The 17,393-nt window shown below is 72.8% G+C and carries 14 protein-coding genes; 3 read left to right on the top strand and 11 right to left on the bottom strand.

The window, feature by feature from the left end; translation table 11 throughout:
• Positions 1 to 68 precede the first annotated feature (68 nt).
• Positions 69 to 1,094: an ABC transporter ATP-binding protein gene (locus AC4H2G_RS04980; protein WP_494364645.1), complete on the top strand. Its 1,026-nt coding sequence runs from the start codon at positions 69 to 71 to the stop codon at positions 1,092 to 1,094.
• Positions 1,091 to 2,764 (top strand): ABC transporter permease, encoded by a 1,674-nt coding sequence (locus tag AC4H2G_RS04975; protein WP_494364644.1) that lies wholly within the window; start codon positions 1,091 to 1,093, stop codon positions 2,762 to 2,764. Before AC4H2G_RS04980 ends, AC4H2G_RS04975 begins: the two co-directional genes overlap by 4 nt.
• A gap of 28 nt (positions 2,765 to 2,792) precedes the next feature.
• Here AC4H2G_RS04975 and AC4H2G_RS04970 read toward each other — a convergent pair whose 3' ends face one another.
• Positions 2,793 to 3,878 carry an NAD(P)H-binding protein gene (locus tag AC4H2G_RS04970; RefSeq protein ID WP_494364643.1) on the bottom strand — a complete coding sequence of 362 codons (1,086 nt, stop codon included), beginning with the start codon at positions 3,876 to 3,878 and terminating at the stop codon, positions 2,793 to 2,795.
• A gap of 180 nt (positions 3,879 to 4,058) precedes the next feature.
• Between AC4H2G_RS04970 and manD the strand changes: the two genes are divergently transcribed.
• On the top strand, positions 4,059 to 5,285 hold the full coding sequence (gene manD, locus AC4H2G_RS04965; protein ID WP_494364642.1) for a D-mannonate dehydratase ManD: 1,227 nt from the start codon (positions 4,059 to 4,061) through the stop codon (positions 5,283 to 5,285).
• Between the two features lie 39 nt (positions 5,286 to 5,324).
• On the opposite strand, the gene AC4H2G_RS04960 is transcribed toward manD, so the two are convergent.
• The 10 genes from AC4H2G_RS04960 to AC4H2G_RS04915 all read right to left on the bottom strand — a co-directional run bounded on the left by AC4H2G_RS04960 (position 5,325) and on the right by AC4H2G_RS04915 (position 17,338).
• A complete protein-coding gene (locus AC4H2G_RS04960; protein WP_494364641.1) occupies positions 5,325 to 5,894 on the bottom strand; it encodes a hypothetical protein in 570 nt (189 codons plus the stop codon).
• A gap of 137 nt (positions 5,895 to 6,031) precedes the next feature.
• A complete protein-coding gene (locus AC4H2G_RS04955) occupies positions 6,032 to 6,652 on the bottom strand; it encodes a response regulator (protein WP_494364640.1) in 621 nt (206 codons plus the stop codon).
• Positions 6,649 to 7,992 (bottom strand): sensor histidine kinase, encoded by a 1,344-nt coding sequence (locus AC4H2G_RS04950; RefSeq protein ID WP_494364639.1) that lies wholly within the window; start codon positions 7,990 to 7,992, stop codon positions 6,649 to 6,651. Before AC4H2G_RS04950 ends, AC4H2G_RS04955 begins: the two co-directional genes overlap by 4 nt.
• Before the next feature lie 6 nt (positions 7,993 to 7,998).
• Entirely contained in the window at positions 7,999 to 8,793 is a 795-nt protein-coding gene (locus AC4H2G_RS04945; protein ID WP_494364638.1) for an ABC transporter permease, read from the bottom strand.
• The gene (locus AC4H2G_RS04940) at positions 8,790 to 9,728 is read right to left on the bottom strand and encodes an ABC transporter ATP-binding protein (protein ID WP_494364637.1); all 939 of its coding nucleotides are present in this window, start codon (positions 9,726 to 9,728) and stop codon (positions 8,790 to 8,792) included. Before AC4H2G_RS04940 ends, AC4H2G_RS04945 begins: the two co-directional genes overlap by 4 nt.
• 117 nt (positions 9,729 to 9,845) lie before the next feature.
• Positions 9,846 to 12,074, bottom strand: coding sequence for an alpha-galactosidase (locus AC4H2G_RS04935; RefSeq protein ID WP_494364636.1), 2,229 nt, complete (start codon positions 12,072 to 12,074; stop codon positions 9,846 to 9,848).
• The gene (locus tag AC4H2G_RS04930) at positions 12,071 to 13,408 is read right to left on the bottom strand and encodes an ABC transporter substrate-binding protein (RefSeq protein WP_494364635.1); all 1,338 of its coding nucleotides are present in this window, start codon (positions 13,406 to 13,408) and stop codon (positions 12,071 to 12,073) included. The genes AC4H2G_RS04935 and AC4H2G_RS04930 overlap by 4 nt, the downstream gene beginning before the upstream one ends.
• Positions 13,409 to 13,458: 50 nt before the next feature.
• The gene (locus AC4H2G_RS04925; protein WP_494364634.1) at positions 13,459 to 14,361 is read right to left on the bottom strand and encodes a carbohydrate ABC transporter permease; all 903 of its coding nucleotides are present in this window, start codon (positions 14,359 to 14,361) and stop codon (positions 13,459 to 13,461) included.
• Positions 14,358 to 15,293 (bottom strand): carbohydrate ABC transporter permease, encoded by a 936-nt coding sequence (locus AC4H2G_RS04920; RefSeq protein ID WP_494364633.1) that lies wholly within the window; start codon positions 15,291 to 15,293, stop codon positions 14,358 to 14,360. Before AC4H2G_RS04920 ends, AC4H2G_RS04925 begins: the two co-directional genes overlap by 4 nt.
• Positions 15,290 to 17,338 (bottom strand): beta-galactosidase, encoded by a 2,049-nt coding sequence (locus AC4H2G_RS04915; RefSeq protein ID WP_494364632.1) that lies wholly within the window; start codon positions 17,336 to 17,338, stop codon positions 15,290 to 15,292. The genes AC4H2G_RS04920 and AC4H2G_RS04915 overlap by 4 nt, the downstream gene beginning before the upstream one ends.
• Positions 17,339 to 17,393: the final 55 nt, after the last annotated feature.

Here is a 17,393-nt window from a genome sequence, read left to right as displayed (position 1 = left end):
GGCTCAGCCCGTGCCGGTACCGCGCGCCGTCCGCCACGTGCTCCCCCACCGTCGCGAGAAGAGGAACCATGACCACCAGCACCCGGGCCTCCCAGGCCCCCGCCATCGAGGTCCACGACCTGCACAAGTCCTTCGGCGCCGTCGCCGCCCTCGACGGGCTCGACCTCACGGTCCGGCCCGGCGAGGTCGCGGGCTTCCTCGGCCCCAACGGGGCCGGGAAGTCGACGGCCATCCGCGTCCTGCTCGGGCTCCTGCGGGCCGACTCCGGCTCGGTGCGCCTGCTCGGCGGTGACCCGTGGCGCGACGCCGTCGCGCTGCACCGCCGGCTCGCGTACGTCCCTGGCGACGTCACGCTGTGGCCGAACCTCACGGGCGGCGAGGCGATCGACCTCCTCACCCGCCTGCGGGGCCGCGGCCGCGGTGAGAGCACCGCCCGGCGACGCCGGGAGCTGCTCGAGCGCTTCGAGCTCGACCCGACGAAGAAGGCCCGCACGTACTCCAAGGGCAACCGGCAGAAGGTCGCGCTCGTCGCCGCGTTCCTTTCCGACGTCGACCTCCTCGTGCTCGACGAGCCGACCTCGGGCCTCGACCCGCTCATGGAGGCGGTGTTCACCGAGCACGTGCGCGAGGCGAAGGCGGCGGGCACGTCGGTGCTGCTGTCGAGCCACATCCTGTCCGAGGTCGAGAAGGTCTGCGACACCGTGACGATCATCCGCGCCGGCCGCGCGGTCGAGTCCGGCACGCTCGCCGAGCTGCGGCACCTGACCCGGTCCACGGTCACCGCCGTCGTCGACGGCGACCCGGCGCCGCTCGCCGCGATGGACGGGGTCCACGACCTCGCGGCAACGCCCACCGACGCCGGGACGCGCGTCGGGTTCGACGTCGACGACGCGCACGTGGGGCGGGTCCTGACCGCGCTGAGCGCTCTCGGCGTGCACAGCCTCACCGCGACCCCGCCGTCGCTCGAGGAGCTGTTCCTGCGCCACTACGGCGACGACGTCTCCGGCGACGGTCCGGACGGCACGTCCGACGGCGCGACCGACGACGGCGCGCCCGGCCGCCACGGCGCGCGCAGCACGGCAGGTGCGCGATGACGACGACGCTGACACGACCCGCGGCAGCGGGTCCCGTGGACCGCGCCGCCGGGGGGATGACGCTCACGGGCACGTGGACCCTGGTCCGGTCGATCCTGCGGCGCGACCGGGTACGGCTCGCGGTGTGGTCCGGGTCCGTCGTGCTGTTCTACGCCTACTTCACGTTCGCCCTCGACACCCTGTTCGCCGACCCCGCAGCCCAGCAGGGCCGCGCCGCCGTCATGGAGACACCGGCCGGGATCGTCATGGGTGGGCCCGGCTACGGGATCGACCACTACACGACCGGCGTCGCGATGGCGAACGAGGGCATCACGTGGGTCGTGCTCGCGCTCGCGCTGTTCAGCATCCTGCACGTCGTGCGCCATACGCGCGCCGAGGAGGAGTCCAACCGCGCGGAGCTCGTCCGCGCCGCCCCCGTGGGCCGTCACGCGCCCGCCGTCGCGGCCATGATCACGCTCGTGGCCGCCCAGCTCGTCATCGCGACCCTGTCCGCGCTGACGATGGTCGGCACGGGCGGGCTCGCCGTCGTCGACTCCTTCGCGATGACCCTCGGGTCGGCGCTCAGCGCCATGGTGTTCGGCGCGGTGGCCCTGGTGCTGTGCCAGGTCAGCGAGCACGGGCGCACCGCGACGGGACTGAGCCTCGCGGTGTTCGGGATCGCGTTCGTGGTCCGCGCCGCGGGCGACATGCGGGAGCTCGGCGGGAGCGCGCTGTCGTGGTTCTCGCCGATCGCGTGGGCGCAGCAGATGCGCGCGTTCGTCGACCTGCGCTGGTGGCCGGCGCTGCTGAGCGTCGTCGCGATCGCGCTCCTCCTGTGGCTCGCGGCCGTGCTCGCGTCGCACCGCGACTTCGGCGCGGGCCTGCTCGCGGCGCGGGGTGGCCGGGCGACGGCGCGCGCCTCGTTGCGGGGTCCCGTCTCGCTGGCGTGGCTCCAGCAGCGCTCCGCCCTGCTGTGGTCGTGCCTCGGGCTCGGTCTGATGTGGTTCGCGTCGGGCACGATGCTCCCCGACATCGACGAGATGGTCGGCGGGATCGCGCAGGACAACCCCACCGTCGCGGCGATCTTCGGGGCGGACCCCGACCAGTTCACCCTCGGCTTCCTCGGCGTGATGATGCTCTACGGGGCGCTGTGCTGCGCGGCGTACGCCGTCGTCATGGGGCTGCGGCCGAAGGCTGAGGAGTCGACCGGGCGGGCCGAGGTCGTGCTCGCGCTGCCCGTCTCCCGGCCGCGCTGGCTCGGCGCGCAGCTCCTCGTCGCGGGCGTCGGCACGGCCGTCCTCCTCGCCGTGAGCGTCTACGCGGTGTGGCTCGGGGCGGTGGCGGTCGACGGTGGCGGCCCCGACCTGGGTGCGTACACGACCGTGCTCGTGAGCTACCTCCCGGCCGTCCTCGTGTACCTCGCGCTCACCGCGGCGCTCTACGCCTGGGTGCCGCGCGCGACCGGGGCGGGCTGGGCGCTGGTGGCCTACACGTTCGTCGTCGGGATGTTCGGCGGGCTGATCGAGGACCTGCCCGACGCCGCGCGCTGGGTCTCCCCGTTCCACTGGGTCCCCACGGCGTTCAGCGAGGACCTCGACGGCGGCTACCTGCTCGGGCTGTCCGTCGTCGTGGCCCTGCTGCTCGTCGCCGCCCTCGCGGGCTTCCGACGGCGGGACGTCGCCTCGACCTGACGCGCCGCCAACGCGTCCCGCTCGTCGTTCAGACCTGTACGTCGAGCGGGACGTCCAGCGTGAGGTGGTCGGACAGGGCGGCGAGGAAGTCCCGCGCGTCGAAGGCCGCCCCCGCGGAGGCGACGCCCGTCGCCCTGGTCCGGCCCGTGACGAGGCGTTCGACCGCCTCGACCGCGAGCGGTGCGGTGACGGCGTAGATGTCCCGGCCGCTCGCGACGGCGCGCCGCTCGACACCGCCCCTGCGCACCCGCGCGTCGACGACGAACGTCTGGTCGGAGCGACCCTCCGCGTCCACGGCGACCGGGGAGGACGCGCCGGGGGCGGAGAGGTCCGCGGCCGCGACCGCCGCCATGGAGGTGCGCACCTCGGGGACGTCCAGGTGGCTCGGGACCGTCACGACGTCCGCCATGGTGAACTCGCCGATGACGGCCTGTGCACCGAGCGGCTCCGGGAAGACCCACTCCAGCGTCGGCAGCGCGTCGTCGTGGTACTCGAGCCGCCCGCCCGTGTAGCGGACGCGACGCCCACCGCGCCGCCGGCCCGAGACCGCACCCGCCGCGAGCGTGCCCGCCGTCGGGTGCCAGCTGCTCAGCCCGTAGGCGACGTGCACCTCGTCCGCAGAGTCCCAGTCGCCCGCCGCCGTGGTCACGAGCAGATCGCCGAGACCGCCGAAGAACGCCATCGCGGGGACCACGAGCGCACCGGCGGCGCGGGCCTGGTCCCCGAAGTGCGCGAACGTGTCGACGTTCGCCTCGATCTCCGCCGCCACGTCGACGTACGGGATCCCCGCGCGCAGCGCGGCCTCGACGAGCGGGGCGGCGGTCGTGGCGAACGGGCCGGCGCAGTTGATCACGGCGGCCGCGCCGGCGAGGGCGCGGTCCAGCGAGGCCGGGTCCTCCACCGACGCCTGTCGCGCCTCGAGGCCCGGTCGGTCCTGCGTCAGTGCCGCCAGCCGGTCCCGGTCGCGACCGAGCAGGAGCGGCCGGTAACCGCGCCCGGCGAGCTCCGCGACGACGAACCGTCCCGTGTGCCCGGTGGCGCCGTACACCGCGACGACCTGACCGGGACCCTGGCTGTGACCTGCGCGTTCGACGTCGACCATGACGAGGATCATGCCCGATCACCGCGCCGGCTCCCAGGGTCCGGAACGACAGGAACCGTCCATTTCCTGCCAACGCGGTGTCGCGCGTCGCGACGGCGTCCCGCCCGTTGCTACGGTCGTGCGGACGTGCGCCGGGGACCCGGGCGCCGAGGACCATCCCGCACCACCACGGACCACCTGAATCGAGCAGCCATGAGGATCGTCGACGCGCAGGTCGTCGTCACCAGCCCCGGACGCAACTTCGTCACCCTGAAGCTCACGACGGACGACGGCGTCACGGGCCTCGGCGACGCGACGCTCAACGGCCGCGAGCTCGCTGTCGTCTCCTACCTGCGCGACCACGTGGTCCCGCTCCTCGTCGGGCTCGACCCGCACCGGATCGAGGACACGTGGCAGTCGCTCTACCGCGGCGCCTACTGGCGCCGCGGCCCGGTGACGATGGCCGCGATCGCCGCCGTCGACGTCGCGCTGTGGGACATCAAGGCCAAGGTCGCCGGGCTCCCGCTGTACCAGCTGCTCGGCGGCGCCTCGCGCGAGCGGGTCCGCACCTACGGGCACGCCAACGGCCGCGACGTCCCCGAGCTGCTCGACTCGGTCCGCGCGCGGCTCGCCGAGGGCTACCAGGCCGTGCGCGTGCAGACCGGTGTCCCCGGGCTGAAGGTCGTCTACGGCGTGCACGACGGCACGGCGATCGCCGCGGAGTCCGACGGCGCCCGCCTGGACCAGCGGGTCCGTCCCGTCGTCGAGGACTGGGACACCGCCGGCTACCTGCGGCACCTGCCGCGCGTGCTGGAGGCCGTGCGGAACGAGTTCGGCCCCGCGCTGCCGCTGCTCCACGACGCGCACCACCGGCTCACGCCGCAGCAGGCCGCGCGGCTCGGCAAGGAGATCGAGCAGTACGACCTCTTCTGGCTCGAGGACTGCACGCCCGCGGAGAACCAGCAGGGCCTGCGGCTCGTCCGGCAGCACACGACGACGCCCCTCGCCATCGGCGAGGTCTTCAACTCCGTGCACGACTACCAGACGCTCGTCGACGAGCAGCTCGTCGACTACGTCCGGTCGGCCGTGACCCACTTCGGCGGCGTCACGCCGCTGAGGAAGCTCTTCGACTACGCCGCGCTGCGGCAGATCAAGAGCGCGATCCACGGACCCGAGGACATCTCACCGGTCGGCATGGCGGCCGCGATCCACCTCGACCTCGCCATCCACAACTTCGGCATCCAGGAGTACTCCGGGTACACCGACCGGACGCACGAGGTCTTCCGGCACGCGTTCACGTTCGCCGACGGCCACCTCCACCCGGGCGAGACGCCCGGGATCGGCGTCGAGCTCGACGAGGAGCTGGCCGCCGCCCACCCCTACGCGCCGGCGTACCTGCCCGTCAACCGCCTCGCGGACGGGACGGTGCACGACTGGTGAGAGGAGCCGTCCCCGGGCTCGTGCGGTCGGCCGGCGAGGTCAGCCGAACTGCTGCATCGACTGCACGGCCGTGACCGCGCCGAGGATGAAGCCCAGCGCCGTGCAGCCGATCGCCACGCCGAGGGCGATCTTCGCCGTCTTCTCGTTCCGCTTGACCGCGAGCGCGGAGAACACGATCGCGAGCACGCCGAACACGATGGGCAGGAAGAGCACCGCGATCGGGCCGAAGACGTACGCGAGGATCGTGCGCCAGGTCATGGGCCGAGGGCCGGCGGGCGCGGCGTACGGGGCGTAGCCGGCCGGACCGCCGTAGGGCGACCCGTACGGCTGGCCCTGTGCCGGGTAGGCACCGTACGGCTGACCGGGAGCCGCGGGCGCCTGGGGCGCCTGGGGCGCCATCTGCCCGTAGGCCGGCTGCGGCTGCTCGGGCTGCGTGGGCTGTCCGTAGCCAGGCTGCGGCTGTCCGTAGGCGGGCTGCTCGTAGCCCGGCTGGGCCTGCCCGTAGGCGGGCTGCCCGTAGCCCGGCTGAGCCTGCCCGTACGGCGCGGGCGCCTGCGGAGGCTGAGGGGCGTCGCCGCCCTGGTACGGCTGGTACGGGGGCTGGCTCACGGCGTCGTTCCTTCGTCCCGGTGGGTTCTGCGGCAAGCAGGGCAGAGTGCGCCGTTCGGCGCGCTTCGAAGGGTAGCGCCTCCCGGCGTCGCTCCGCGGCCCCCTTTCGCGCCCTCCGGCGCCCGCTCGAGCAGACGTCAGGTGAGCAGCCGACGGCGGTAGCCCTCGCCCACCGCCGAGGCTCGGTCACGGACGCCGAGCTTGTCGTAGATGTGCTGCAGATGGGTCTTGATGCTCGCCTCGCCGATGAACAGCGCCGCGGCGGCCTCGCGGTTGGAGCTGCCGTTCGCGACCAGCTGCAGCACCTCCCTCTCGCGCTCGGTCAGCGTGCCGGCGCCGGGCCTGCGGACCTGCCCCATGAGGTGCTGTGTCACCGACGGCGCGAGCACCGGCTCTCCGCGCGCGGCCGCACGGACTGCTCGCATCAGGTCGTCGGGCAGCGCGTCCTTCAGGAGGTAGCCGATCGCACCCGCTTCGATCGCGGGCAGCACGTCGCTCTCGCTGTCGAAGGTGGTGAGGATGAGCACCCGGGTGTCCGGGGCTCGCGCGCGCAGGGCCGCGGTCGCCGTCACGCCGTCCGTCCCGGGCATCCGCAGGTCCATGAGCACGACGTCCGCCGTCAGCGCCAGCGCACGGTCGACGCCCTCGGCGCCGTCACCGGCCTCACCGACCACGACGATGTCCTCGGCGTCCGCGAAGGTGTCGCGGAGGCCACCCCGCACGACGGGATGGTCGTCGACGATCACGAGTCGGATCATCCGTCGGTCTCCTCTGGTCTCGCACCCGCGCGGCCGATCGCCGGGACGCGCGCGCTGACGGACGTCCCGTCGCCCGGTGCGCTCTGCACCTCGACATGACCGCCGACGCCTCGGATGCGCTGGCGCATGCTCGTCAGGCCGAAGCCGGTACTGCCCTCGTCCGCGAACCCGCGGCCGTCGTCCCGGACGTCCAGCAGGACCTCGGTACCCGTGTAGGACAGCGTGACACCCACGCGCGAGGCCGCGGCGTGCTTGGCCACGTTGGTCAGCGACTCCTGCGCCACCCGGAAGAGCGACACCTCGATCGCCGGGCTCAGGGGCTCTCGGGTGCCGGTGACCTCCATCCGCGTGGCGATCCCCTGGTCCTGCGACCAGCGCTCGGCCAGCGTGCGGAGCGCATCCGGGAGCTGCGCGCTCCCGAGCTCCTGCGGAGCGAGCGCCTGCACGGACCGTCTGGCTTCGGTCAGGCTGCTGCGCGCGAGCCGCAGGGCGCGCGCCACGTGCTCCTCCGTCTCACCCTGCACGGTCGCGGAACGCTCCGCGGCCTGGAGCTGCGTGATGATGCCCGCGAGACCCTGGGCCAGGGTGTCGTGGATCTCGCCGGCGAGTCGCTGCCGCTCGTCCTGGACCCCGGACTCCCGGGCCTGGGCGACCAGCTGCGCATGGAGCCCGGCGTTCTCGTGCAGGGCCGCCTCGAGCCGCTCGACGAGCTCCTCCCGCTTGCGCTCCTCCGGCTCGCTGCGCGCCGTCAGGACGATGCCCACCCCGATGGCCGCGGTCTGCACGGCCACGATGAGGAGGAACTCCGCGAGCACCTCCGAGCTCGGGTCGGCCCACAGGCTCATCGCCGAGCCGTTGAGGACCACGGAGGTGACGAGGACCCCGAGCACCCCTACCGGCCACGGCCTGAGCAGGTACGCCTGGAAGAAACCCGCGACGGTGAAGACGAGGAACACGTCGGAGTACGTCATGAGGGCGACGCACAGCGCCAGCAGCCCGACGAAGTAGACGCCCGCCGCCACGGGCCGGAGGGTTCTCCTCCTGAGGGGCAGCGTCTGGCGGAACAGCACCCACAGCGCCGCGACGGCGACCAGCCCGAGGACGGTGGCCCCCTCGGGCCAGAAGGGCTCACCGGAGGCCGGGAGGACCCGCGAGAAGTAGATCCCCGCCGAGATCGTCAGCAGCAGCCACGGCGTGAACAGCTGCAGGAGGTCCCAGACCCGCAGCTGTTCCTGCTTCCAGGCCAGCCGCGAGCGGTGCGCGATCTCCGCCTCTTCCGTGACCGCGGACTCGAGCGCCCCGGAGACCGGGCGCTCGTCGGCCCCGGCATCCCGCGTCATCGACACCTACTCCCAGCGGAAGAGCTTCGCGGCGATCGCGCTCGCACTCACCGCGATCCCCGCCATTATGGCAATCTGCAGCCAGAACGGCTGGCCAGCGGCGGTGGCCGTGACCTCCCCCGCCTCGACGGACCACGCCGCGGTGAGGGCCTGCAGCCCGGGCGGGACGAGCTCGCCGATCTCGCGCAGCACGTCGGGCATGAGGACACGGGGCAGGAAGGCCCCGCCGAAGAACATCAGCGCGACGAACAGGACGGTGCCGACCTGGTTCGCCGCACTGCTCGTGCGGACCACGGCCGCGGAGACCATGCCGATCCCGAGCAGTGCCGCGTAGCCGACGACGAACGCGACGACGAACTCCAGGGGCCGCTCGGGCGGCGCGATGTCCAGCACCGCCCACCCGATGACGATGAGGAGCACCGCGGAGACGACCACGGAGGCGAACGCGACGATCATCTGCGCGAGCAGGACGCTCCGCGGGTGCGCCGGAGTGGTCGACAACCTGCGCAGGATGCCGCGCTCGCGATACGTGGCGATCACCGCCGGGACGTGCTGCACGGCGATCATCACCATCCCGAACACCAGCGCGGTCGGCGCCCAGACGTCGATGGCCCGCAGCCCGCCGGTCTCCGGCGACGGCTCCCTGAGTGCCGGGATCGCACCCAGCCCGAGCAGGAGTCCCGCCGGGAACAGCACGCCGAAGAGGACGGTGGCGGAGTCCCGGAGGAAGAGCTTCGCCTCGACCGTGATCATCTTCAGGCGAGGACGCGATCCGAGTCCGTGGGTGGTGGACGCGGTCATCGGTCGGCCTTCCGCTCGGAGGGTGCTGCGGACTCCAGGGTGCGTCCCGTGAACGCCACGAACGCGTCGTCGAGGTTGCGCTGGTCGACGCGGAGGTCCTCCGCCACGACCTGCGCCCTGGCGAGCGCGCCCGCGACGCCGCTCAGGAGCTGTCCGGAGCCGGTGACCAGCCAGCGCCCCTCGGTGATCTCGACGTCGGACACCTCGGGGAGCGCGGTGAGGACGCTCCGGTCCAGCGGCCGGCTCACGCGGAACCGGATCTGCTGCACCGCGCTCGACCGCGCGATCAGTCCTGCCGGTGTGTCCACCGCGGCGACCCGGCCCCTGTCGATGACCGCGATCCGGTCGCTGAGCCGCTCCGCCTCGTCCATGAAGTGCGTGACGAGGACGATCGTGACGCCGGTGTCCCGAACCCGCTCGACGAGGCTCCAGGTGTCGCGCCTCGCCTGTGGGTCCAGTCCCGTCGTCAGCTCGTCGAGGATCGCGACCTGCGGGTTGCCGACCAGTGCGAGCGCGATCGAGAGGCGCTGCTTCTGCCCGCCCGAGAGCGCCTTGTACTGCGTGCTGCGCTTCTCGGTGAGACCGAGGAGCTCCATGAGCTCGCGCCAGTCGGCGGGGTCCCGGTAGAACGAGCCGTAGAGATCGAGCGCTTCGGCGACCGTGATCGCGTCGGGGAAGCTGCTCTCCTGCAGCTGCACGCCGAGCCGCTCACGCAGCTCGGCCCGGTCCGTGATCGGGTCGAGTCCCAGCACGGAGATCGAACCCGAGTCGGGCGTGCGCAGGCCGGCGATGCTCTCGACGGTCGTCGTCTTGCCGGCACCGTTGGGCCCGATGATGCCGAAGATCTCCCCCTCCTCGACGGTGAAGGAGACGTCGTCCACGGCGACGTGCTCCCCGTAGCGCTTGTGCAGGTGTCGTACGTCCAACGCGGTCATGCCACGACGCTACGAAGGCACCGTGCCTCGCCACATCGACCGTGGCGTCTCCACCACGGTTGATCCGCATGTCCACCGTTCGGTGGACCTGCACCCTGCGGACCGCACGAACGCTGGTCAGGAGGTCTGGACGAGGCCCGCTGCGTCGACGGCCGAGGGCGAGGAGGGTGCCGCCCGGCACCCTGGGCCGGGCGTACGGACGACACGGAGCAGGACGCCCTGCTCGGGTGCGAGAGGCGGGAGGGGCAGACCCGTCTCCACCAGGGCCGATCCGGGGAGCTCCACCGACCCGCCCTCCCACCACGGTGGTGGCACGTCGCCCACGACGAGCGGCGGACCGGCGAGGTCGACCCGTTCGACCCGGTAGCTCCGCTGGGCGTCCAGGCCCGGCAGCAGCACGGGCGCGGGGACGGCCGCCGGCGACGACGCGAGGGTGACGACCGCGTACAGACCCTCCCCCTGGTCGGGTGCGACGACGCCGTGCACCCAGCAGCCGTCGTCGGGCCGGTCCGCGCGGACCGTGCGGCCGGTGGCGATCAGCCCCCGGGTCTCGCGGACGAGGTGCGTCCACCGAGCGATCGCCGCCAGCTCGTCGGGCGCGAGACGCGTCAGGTCGGACTCGATGCCCGCGTGCCCGAAGGTCGCGGTCAGCAGGCGGAGCCCGAGGGAGTGCGTGCGCCCGGTGGTGTGGGACCGCGCGTCGCCGACGTGGGAACCGACGAGCTCCGGCGGGACGAGGAGACCGGTCCAGCGCTGCACGGCCTGTCGCTCGAGCGCGTCGTTGGTGTCGGACGCCCACACCCGGTCGGTCCGCTCGAGCACGTCCAGGTCGACCCGTCCCCCGCCGGACGAGCAGGACTCGATCTCGAGGCCCGGGAACCGCGCACGCAGCTCGTCCATCAGCCGTCGCGTGGCCAGCACCTGGCCGCGCGACGGTGCGTCGAGCACGTCACGGTTCTGGTCCCACTTGAGGTACTCGACCGGGTACTCGTCCAGGAGTGCGACGAGGGCGTCGCGCACGTGGGCGTACGCGCCGGGGTTCGCGAGGTCGAGCACCTGCTGGTGACGCCAGGGGATCGGTTCGCGGTCGGCCGCTCCACGCAGCACCCAGTCCGGGTGGGCGCGCGCGAGCTCGGAGTCGGCGTTGACCATCTCCGGCTCGACCCAGAGCCCGAAGCCCATGCCGAGACCGGTCACGTGCCGCACGAGCGGGTGCAGGCCGTCCGGCCAGACGACGGCGTCCACCGTCCAGTCCCCCAGCGCCCGCCGGTCGTCGCGGCGCCCGCGGAACCAGCCGTCGTCGAGCACGAACCGCTCCACGCCGACGCCGGCCGCGGCGTCCGCGAGCGCCCGCAGCCGGTCCAGGTCCTGGTCGAAGTACACGGCCTCCCAGGTGTTGAGCGTGACCGGCCGCGGCCGCGTCGCGCGCCCGGGGCGGTCGCGTGCCCACCCGTGGAAGCGTGCGGAGACGCCGTCGAGCCCGTCCTTGGACCAGCACGCGAGCGTGCGCGGGGACTCGTAGGCCTCGCCCGGCGCCAGGACGACGTCGCCCGGCCCCCACAGCTCGCCCGCACCGACGAGCGTGTGGCCGGTCGGCAGGTGCTCGACGCGGACGACGGTGTCGCCGCTCCAGGCGTGGTGGACGGCCCAGACCTCTCCTGTGCCGAAGGCGAAGCCGGGCGTGCCGACGACGGTCACGAACGGGGCGTCGTGACCGGGACGGCCGTGGCGGGTCTCGCGCGACCAGGTGCCGTCGCGGAGCGGGGCGCGCTGCGGCCGACGCTCGCCGGACCAGCGGCCCGTCAGGTCGAGGACCTCGGCCGCCCGAGCCGGGAGCGGCAGGGAGGAGACCACGCGTTCGAGCGCGAACGGGCCGGGTCCGCGGTTCGTCACCGAGGTGCGGCTCTCGAGCACCCCGTACGGACCGAGCGTCAGGTGCACGACGACGTCCAGCCCTGCGTCCGGGTCCGTGAGCCGCACCTCGAGGGTGCCGGGTCCCGGGGTGTCGGCGGAGACGAGCCGCAGGCCGGGGTACCGGGCGGCCCGGGCGCCGGTGGTGTCGGGGGCGCCGTGGGCGCCGGGCCGCCACCCGGCGAGGCCGGGCGACCCCGGCCAGCCGTCGGACGCCAGCGGGACGATCGTCGGGCGCAGCGGGACGTCCACGGAGCTGGCCGTCACCGCGGGGACCTGCGAGTCGGCGAGCGCGGCGAGGGCGGGCTCGTCGAGCGGGCCGAGGCCGGCGCCCCAGTGCACGACGACCGGCACCCCCGTGCCGCGGGCGTCGAGCACGAGGCTCGAGCCCGCGGCACGGAGGTGGTGGATCTCGCCGGTGGACGGACCGGTCACTCGTTCACCGGGATCGACTGGGACTTCAGGGTCTCGATCGTGGCGTCCTCGCCCGCCTGCAGCGCGTCGAGCAGCGTCCCCGACCCGCCGAGCGCGCTGCCGAAGCCGTCCGCGACGTCGTTGTACGTCTGGGCCATGGTGGGACCCCAGGTGAAGTTCGGGTCCGTCGCCTCGGCGGCCTCGGCGAACACGTCGAAGATCGGCTGGCCGCCGTAGAAGTCGAGACCCTCCTTGAGGGCGGGAAGCTCCAGCCCCGCCGTCGTCGCCGGGTACAGGCCGCCGCCCTGGTTGAGCGCCGTGAGGGACTCCTCGGAGGTGTTGAGCCACAGGGCGAACTGCGCCGCCTCGTACGGGTGCTCGGTGCCCTGGAGCACGGCGACCGTCGACCCGCCCCAGTTGCCCGCGGCGTCGCCGCCGTCCTCCCACTGCGGCATCGGCGCGACGGCCCACTTGCCCGCGGTGTCCGGAGCCCCCGACGAGATCGAGTTGCTGCCCCACACCGCGCTGACCCAGGTCCACAGCTGGCCGGTGTTGAGCTCGTTGTTCCACTCGTCGGAGAAGCCGGCGGTGTCCTTGACCAGGTCCTCGTCGATCATGCCCTGCCAGTACTCCGCGACCTCGGTGGACTTCTCGCCCGTCAGGTCGACCGTCCACGCCTCGCCGTCGTTCTCGAACCAGCGGCCCTCGTCCTGCCAGACGAGCCCGGCGAACCAGTTGACGTCCGTGCGCGGGAAGTGCGTGATGTACGCGCCCTGCTCGCGGACCTGCCGCGCGGCGTCGGCGTACTCGTCCCACGTCGTCGGGACGGGGATGCCGGCCTGCTCGAAGAGGTCCTTCCGGTAGAACATGGCCATCGGGCCGGTGTCCTGCGGGATCGCGTAGACGGCGTCCTCCTCGCCGAACGTGACCTGCTGCCAGGTCCAGTCGACGAACTGGTCGCCCGCCTCGAGGACGCCCTCGCACTCCGCGATGTTCACGAGGCCGTCCTGCACCCGGAAGTTGGGGAGCGTGTCGTACTCGATCTGGCCGAGGTCCGGAGCCTCGTCGGCCTCGAGCTGGTTGAAGAAGTCCTGGTACGTCCCGGCGTTCCCCGAAGGGCCCGTGTTGTACGTGACCTGGATGTCCGGGTTCGCCTCGTTCCAGAGGGCGACCGCGTCCTCCATGCCGGGGACCCAGCCGGTGTAGGTCAGCTCGACCGGGCCGTCCGACGGCTCGCAGGCCCCGGCGTCGGGCGCCGCGCCCTCGTCGGGCTCGTCGGAGCCGGAGCAGCCGGCGAGCACGACGGCTCCGGCGACGGCGAGTGCGCTCACGCGGAGCAGGGTGGGGCGTCTCATGATGTTCCTCCTTGAACGGGATGGGTCGTGCAACAGATGGGTGGTGGCGGTCACGCCTTGACGCCGCCGGCGGCGAGACCGCCGCGCCAGAAGCGCTGGAGGCCGAGGAAGGCGAGGATCAGCGGCACGATGGCGACGAAGGCGCCCACGACGACGGCCGTGCGCAGCTCGGGCACGGCGTTCGTCTGCGAGTTCCAGGCGTACAGGCCGAGCGTGACGGGGTAGAGCTCCTCGTCGGAGAGCATCACCAGCGGCAGGAAGAAGTTGTTCCAGATGGTGACGAACTGGAACAGGAAGATCGTCACGAGCGCCGGTGCCATGAGCCGCACCGACACGGTGAAGAACGTGCGCACCTCGCCCGAGCCGTCGAGCCGCGCCGCTTCGAGCAGCTCGCCCGGCACGCTCGCCGCGGCGTAGATGCGGGCGAGGTAGACCCCGAACGGGCTCACCAGGCTCGGCAGGAAGACGGCCCAGTACGTGTTGGTCAGGTCGACCGTGCTGAAGATGAGGAAGAGGGGCAGCGCGAGCGCGGTGGCGGGCACCAGCACGCCCCCGAGGACGACGTTGAAGAGCGCGTCACGGCCCCGGAACGCGTACTTGGCCAGCGCGTACCCGCACATCGACGCGAGCAGCGTGCCCAGCACCGCGCCGACGCCCGCGTAGATCACGGCGTTGCCGAGCCAGCGCAGGTAGATGCCGCCGTCGTAGGTGAAGAGCAGGGTGAGGTTGTCCCACAGGTGCCAGTCCGCGAACCACAGCCCGCCCGACGACGCGAACTGGCCGCGCGACTTGGTGGAGGCGACGAAGAGCCACCAGATCGGCACGAGGAAGTACAGGGTGAAGGCGCCCATGATGACGAACGCCACCGCGCGGGACATCGGTCGCTCGCGCACGCCGCGCCCCTCGCGCTGCGTCGTCGGGCCGTAGCCGTCGGTGCGGGTCAGGATGCTCACTGGAAGGCCCTCCTCTGCGTCAGGCGCAGGAAGACGAAGGACAGCACGAACGTCAGCAGCGCGAGCACCACCGAGAAGGCCGCCGCGAGGTTGAAGTTCGGGACCGTCGAGGTCGTGTAGACGACGAGGTTGGGCGTGAACGTCGAGCTGATCGACGTCGTGAACGAGCGGAAGACCTGTGGCTCGGTGAGGAGCTGCAGCGTGCCGATGATCGAGAAGACGCCCGTGAGCACGAGGGCCGGGATCACCAGCGGGATCTTCACCGACCACGCGATCCGCAGCTGGCCCGCGCCGTCGATGCGCGCGGCCTCGTAGATCTCCCCGGGGATCGACTGCAGGGCCGAGTAGATGATGAGCATGTTGTAGCCGGCGTAGACCCACGTCACGACGTTGGCGATCGACCACAGCACGGCACCGCGACCCAGCAGCTCGACGTTGCTCGTCAGCAGGGTGAAGGGCGAGAGGCTCGGCGAGTACAGGAAGCCCCACATGATCGCGGCGATGACGCCGGGGACCGCGTACGGCGCGAAGAACGCCAGCCGGTAGAAGCGCTTGCCGCGGACGAGGGGTGAGTCGAGCAGCAGCGCGAACAGGAGCGCGAGGCCCAGCATCACCGGCACCTGCACCGCGCCGAAGAGCAGCACCCGTCCGAGCGAGGCCCAGAACGCGTCCGAGGCGAACACCTGCTCGTACTGCGCGAACCCGCCGAACACCTCCGTCGCGGGCCCGAACGTCCCCTCGCGCTCGACCGTGCGGAACGACCGGTACACCGCGTAGCCGATCGGCAGGAGATAGAAGAGGACGAACAGGAGGAAGAACGGGACGACGAAGACCGAGACCGCCCCCAGGTGGTGCGGCCTTCGCCGCTTCGGCGGGTCCGCCTCGCGAGTCGTCTCCTCGGCGACGCGACCTGCGCCGGTGGCCGTGCTCATGCTGTCTCCTCCTCGCTGGATCGCCGTCGATCCGTCGACCGCTCACGGACGACGGCGACGCCGCCGCCCGGCACCTCGTGCGTCTCCGCGTCGCTCCCGGTGAGCAGCTCGACGCCCGGTACGTCGGCGACGAAGGTGTCGTCGCCGTGGTTGACCACGAACAGGTACGACGCGCCGTCGTCCTGCCGCCGGACGACGTCGACGTCGTCGCGCAGGCCGGGCAGCACGGGAACCACCCCCGCGTCGTCGAGCACGGTCCTGACGAGGGCGTCCCGGCCGCTCCGGTCGAGCCGCGTCGCCACGTACCACGCGACGCCGTCCCCGTGGTCGTTGCGCGTCACCGCCGGGCCGCCCGGCAGCGGCCCGTCGACGAACCGGGCGTGCACCGCGGCGCCGCGCGCCTCGAGCCGCTCGGTCCAGACGTGGCCCACGCCCCCGTCGTCGAGCGCGACCACCTGTCCGGCGTCCAGCGGGAAGAACTCGTCCGACCGCGCGCCGAGCACGTCGCGGAACGCGCCCGGGTACCCGCCGAGCCGCACCCGGTCGTCGGCGTCGACGATCCCGGAGAAGTACGTGACGAGCGCGTGCCCGCCCGCGGCGACGAACTCCTCCAGGCCGCGCGCCGCCTCGTCCGTGACGAGGTAGAGCGTGGGCACGACGACGAGCCGGTACGCGGTCAGGTCGGCGCCCGGTGCGACGACGTCCGCCACGACACCCGCCCGGCGCAGCGCCGCGTGCATGGCGTGCACCTCGTCGAGGTAGCGCAGGTCCTGCGTGGGGTGGCCCGCTACGTCGGCGGCCCACCACGCCTGCCAGTCGAACAGCAGCGCGACGTCGCTCGTGACCGTCGTGCCCGCGACCTCGTCGAGGGCGTCGAGCAGCGAGCCGAGGCGCAGGGTCGCGCGCCACTGCTCGGAGTCGGTGCCGGCGTGCGGGAGCAGCGCCGAGTGGAAGCGCTCGGCCCCGGCGCTCGACGCGCGCCACTGGAAGAAGCACACGGCGTCGGCCCCGCGGGCGACGTGCGTGAGCACCATCCGCTCGAGCTCGCCGGGCCGCTTCGCGAGGTTGCGCGGCTGCCAGTTCACCGCGCCGTGCGACGCCTCCATGAGCATCCACGGCGCGCCGCCCGCGAGCCCCCGGGTGGTGTCCGCGGCGAAGGCGAGCTCCGCCCACGGGTCGTCGAGCCGGTGGTCGAGGTAGTGGTCGTTCGCGACGACGTCCATGTGCGGCGCCCACGACCAGTAGTCCTGCGTGTCGATGTGCGCCGTGACCATGAAGTTCGTCGTGACGGGCGCGGACGTCGTCGTACGGAGGATCTCGGCCTCGGCGCGGTACCAGTCGAGCAGCGCGTCGGAGCTGAAGCGACGGAAGTCGAGGGCCTGGCCCGGGTTCTCGGCCGACGCCGTCACGCGCGGGGGCAGGATCTCCTCGAACGAGCCGTAGCGCTGGCTCCAGAAGCTCGTGCCCCAGGCGGCGTTGAGCGCGTCGACCGTGCCGTAGCGCTGCTCGAGCCACCGGCGGAACGCTCGCGCCGACTCGTCGCAGTAGCAGAGCGCGTTGTGACAACCGAGCTCGTTCGACACGTGCCACAGCGCCAGCGCCGGGTGGTCGCGATAGCGCTCCGCGACCTCCCGCACGAGGCGCTCGGCACGGTCGCGGAGGACGGCAGAGCTGGGGCACCAGGCCTGGCGACCGCCCGGGCTCACGGTGACGCCGTCGTGCCGGACCGGCAGGATCTCGGGGTGCTGCGTGGTGAGCCACGGGGGCGGGGTCGACGTCCCGGTGCCGAGGTTCACGGAGATCCCGTGCGCGTGCAGCAGGTCCATGACCTCGTCGAGGTCGTCGAAGCGATACTCCCCCGGGACGCGCTCGATCTCGGCCCAGCCGAAGACGTTGACGGCGACGAGGTCCACCCCGGCCTCGCGCATGAGGCGCGCGTCCTCGTGCCACGTCTCGCGCGGCCACTGCTCGGGGTTGTAGTCGCCGCCGAACGCGATCCCGCCGTGCGGGAGCGGGAGGCGTGCTCGGTGCTGGTCGCGGTCCACGTCGACTGCTCGTCCTCGTCGTCGAAGGTGTGTGTGCACGTGCACACATTGGTGG

It is taken from the genome of Cellulosimicrobium sp. BMG9.23 (assembly GCF_059159985.1).
This window is presented reverse-complemented; position numbering and strand designations above follow the sequence as displayed.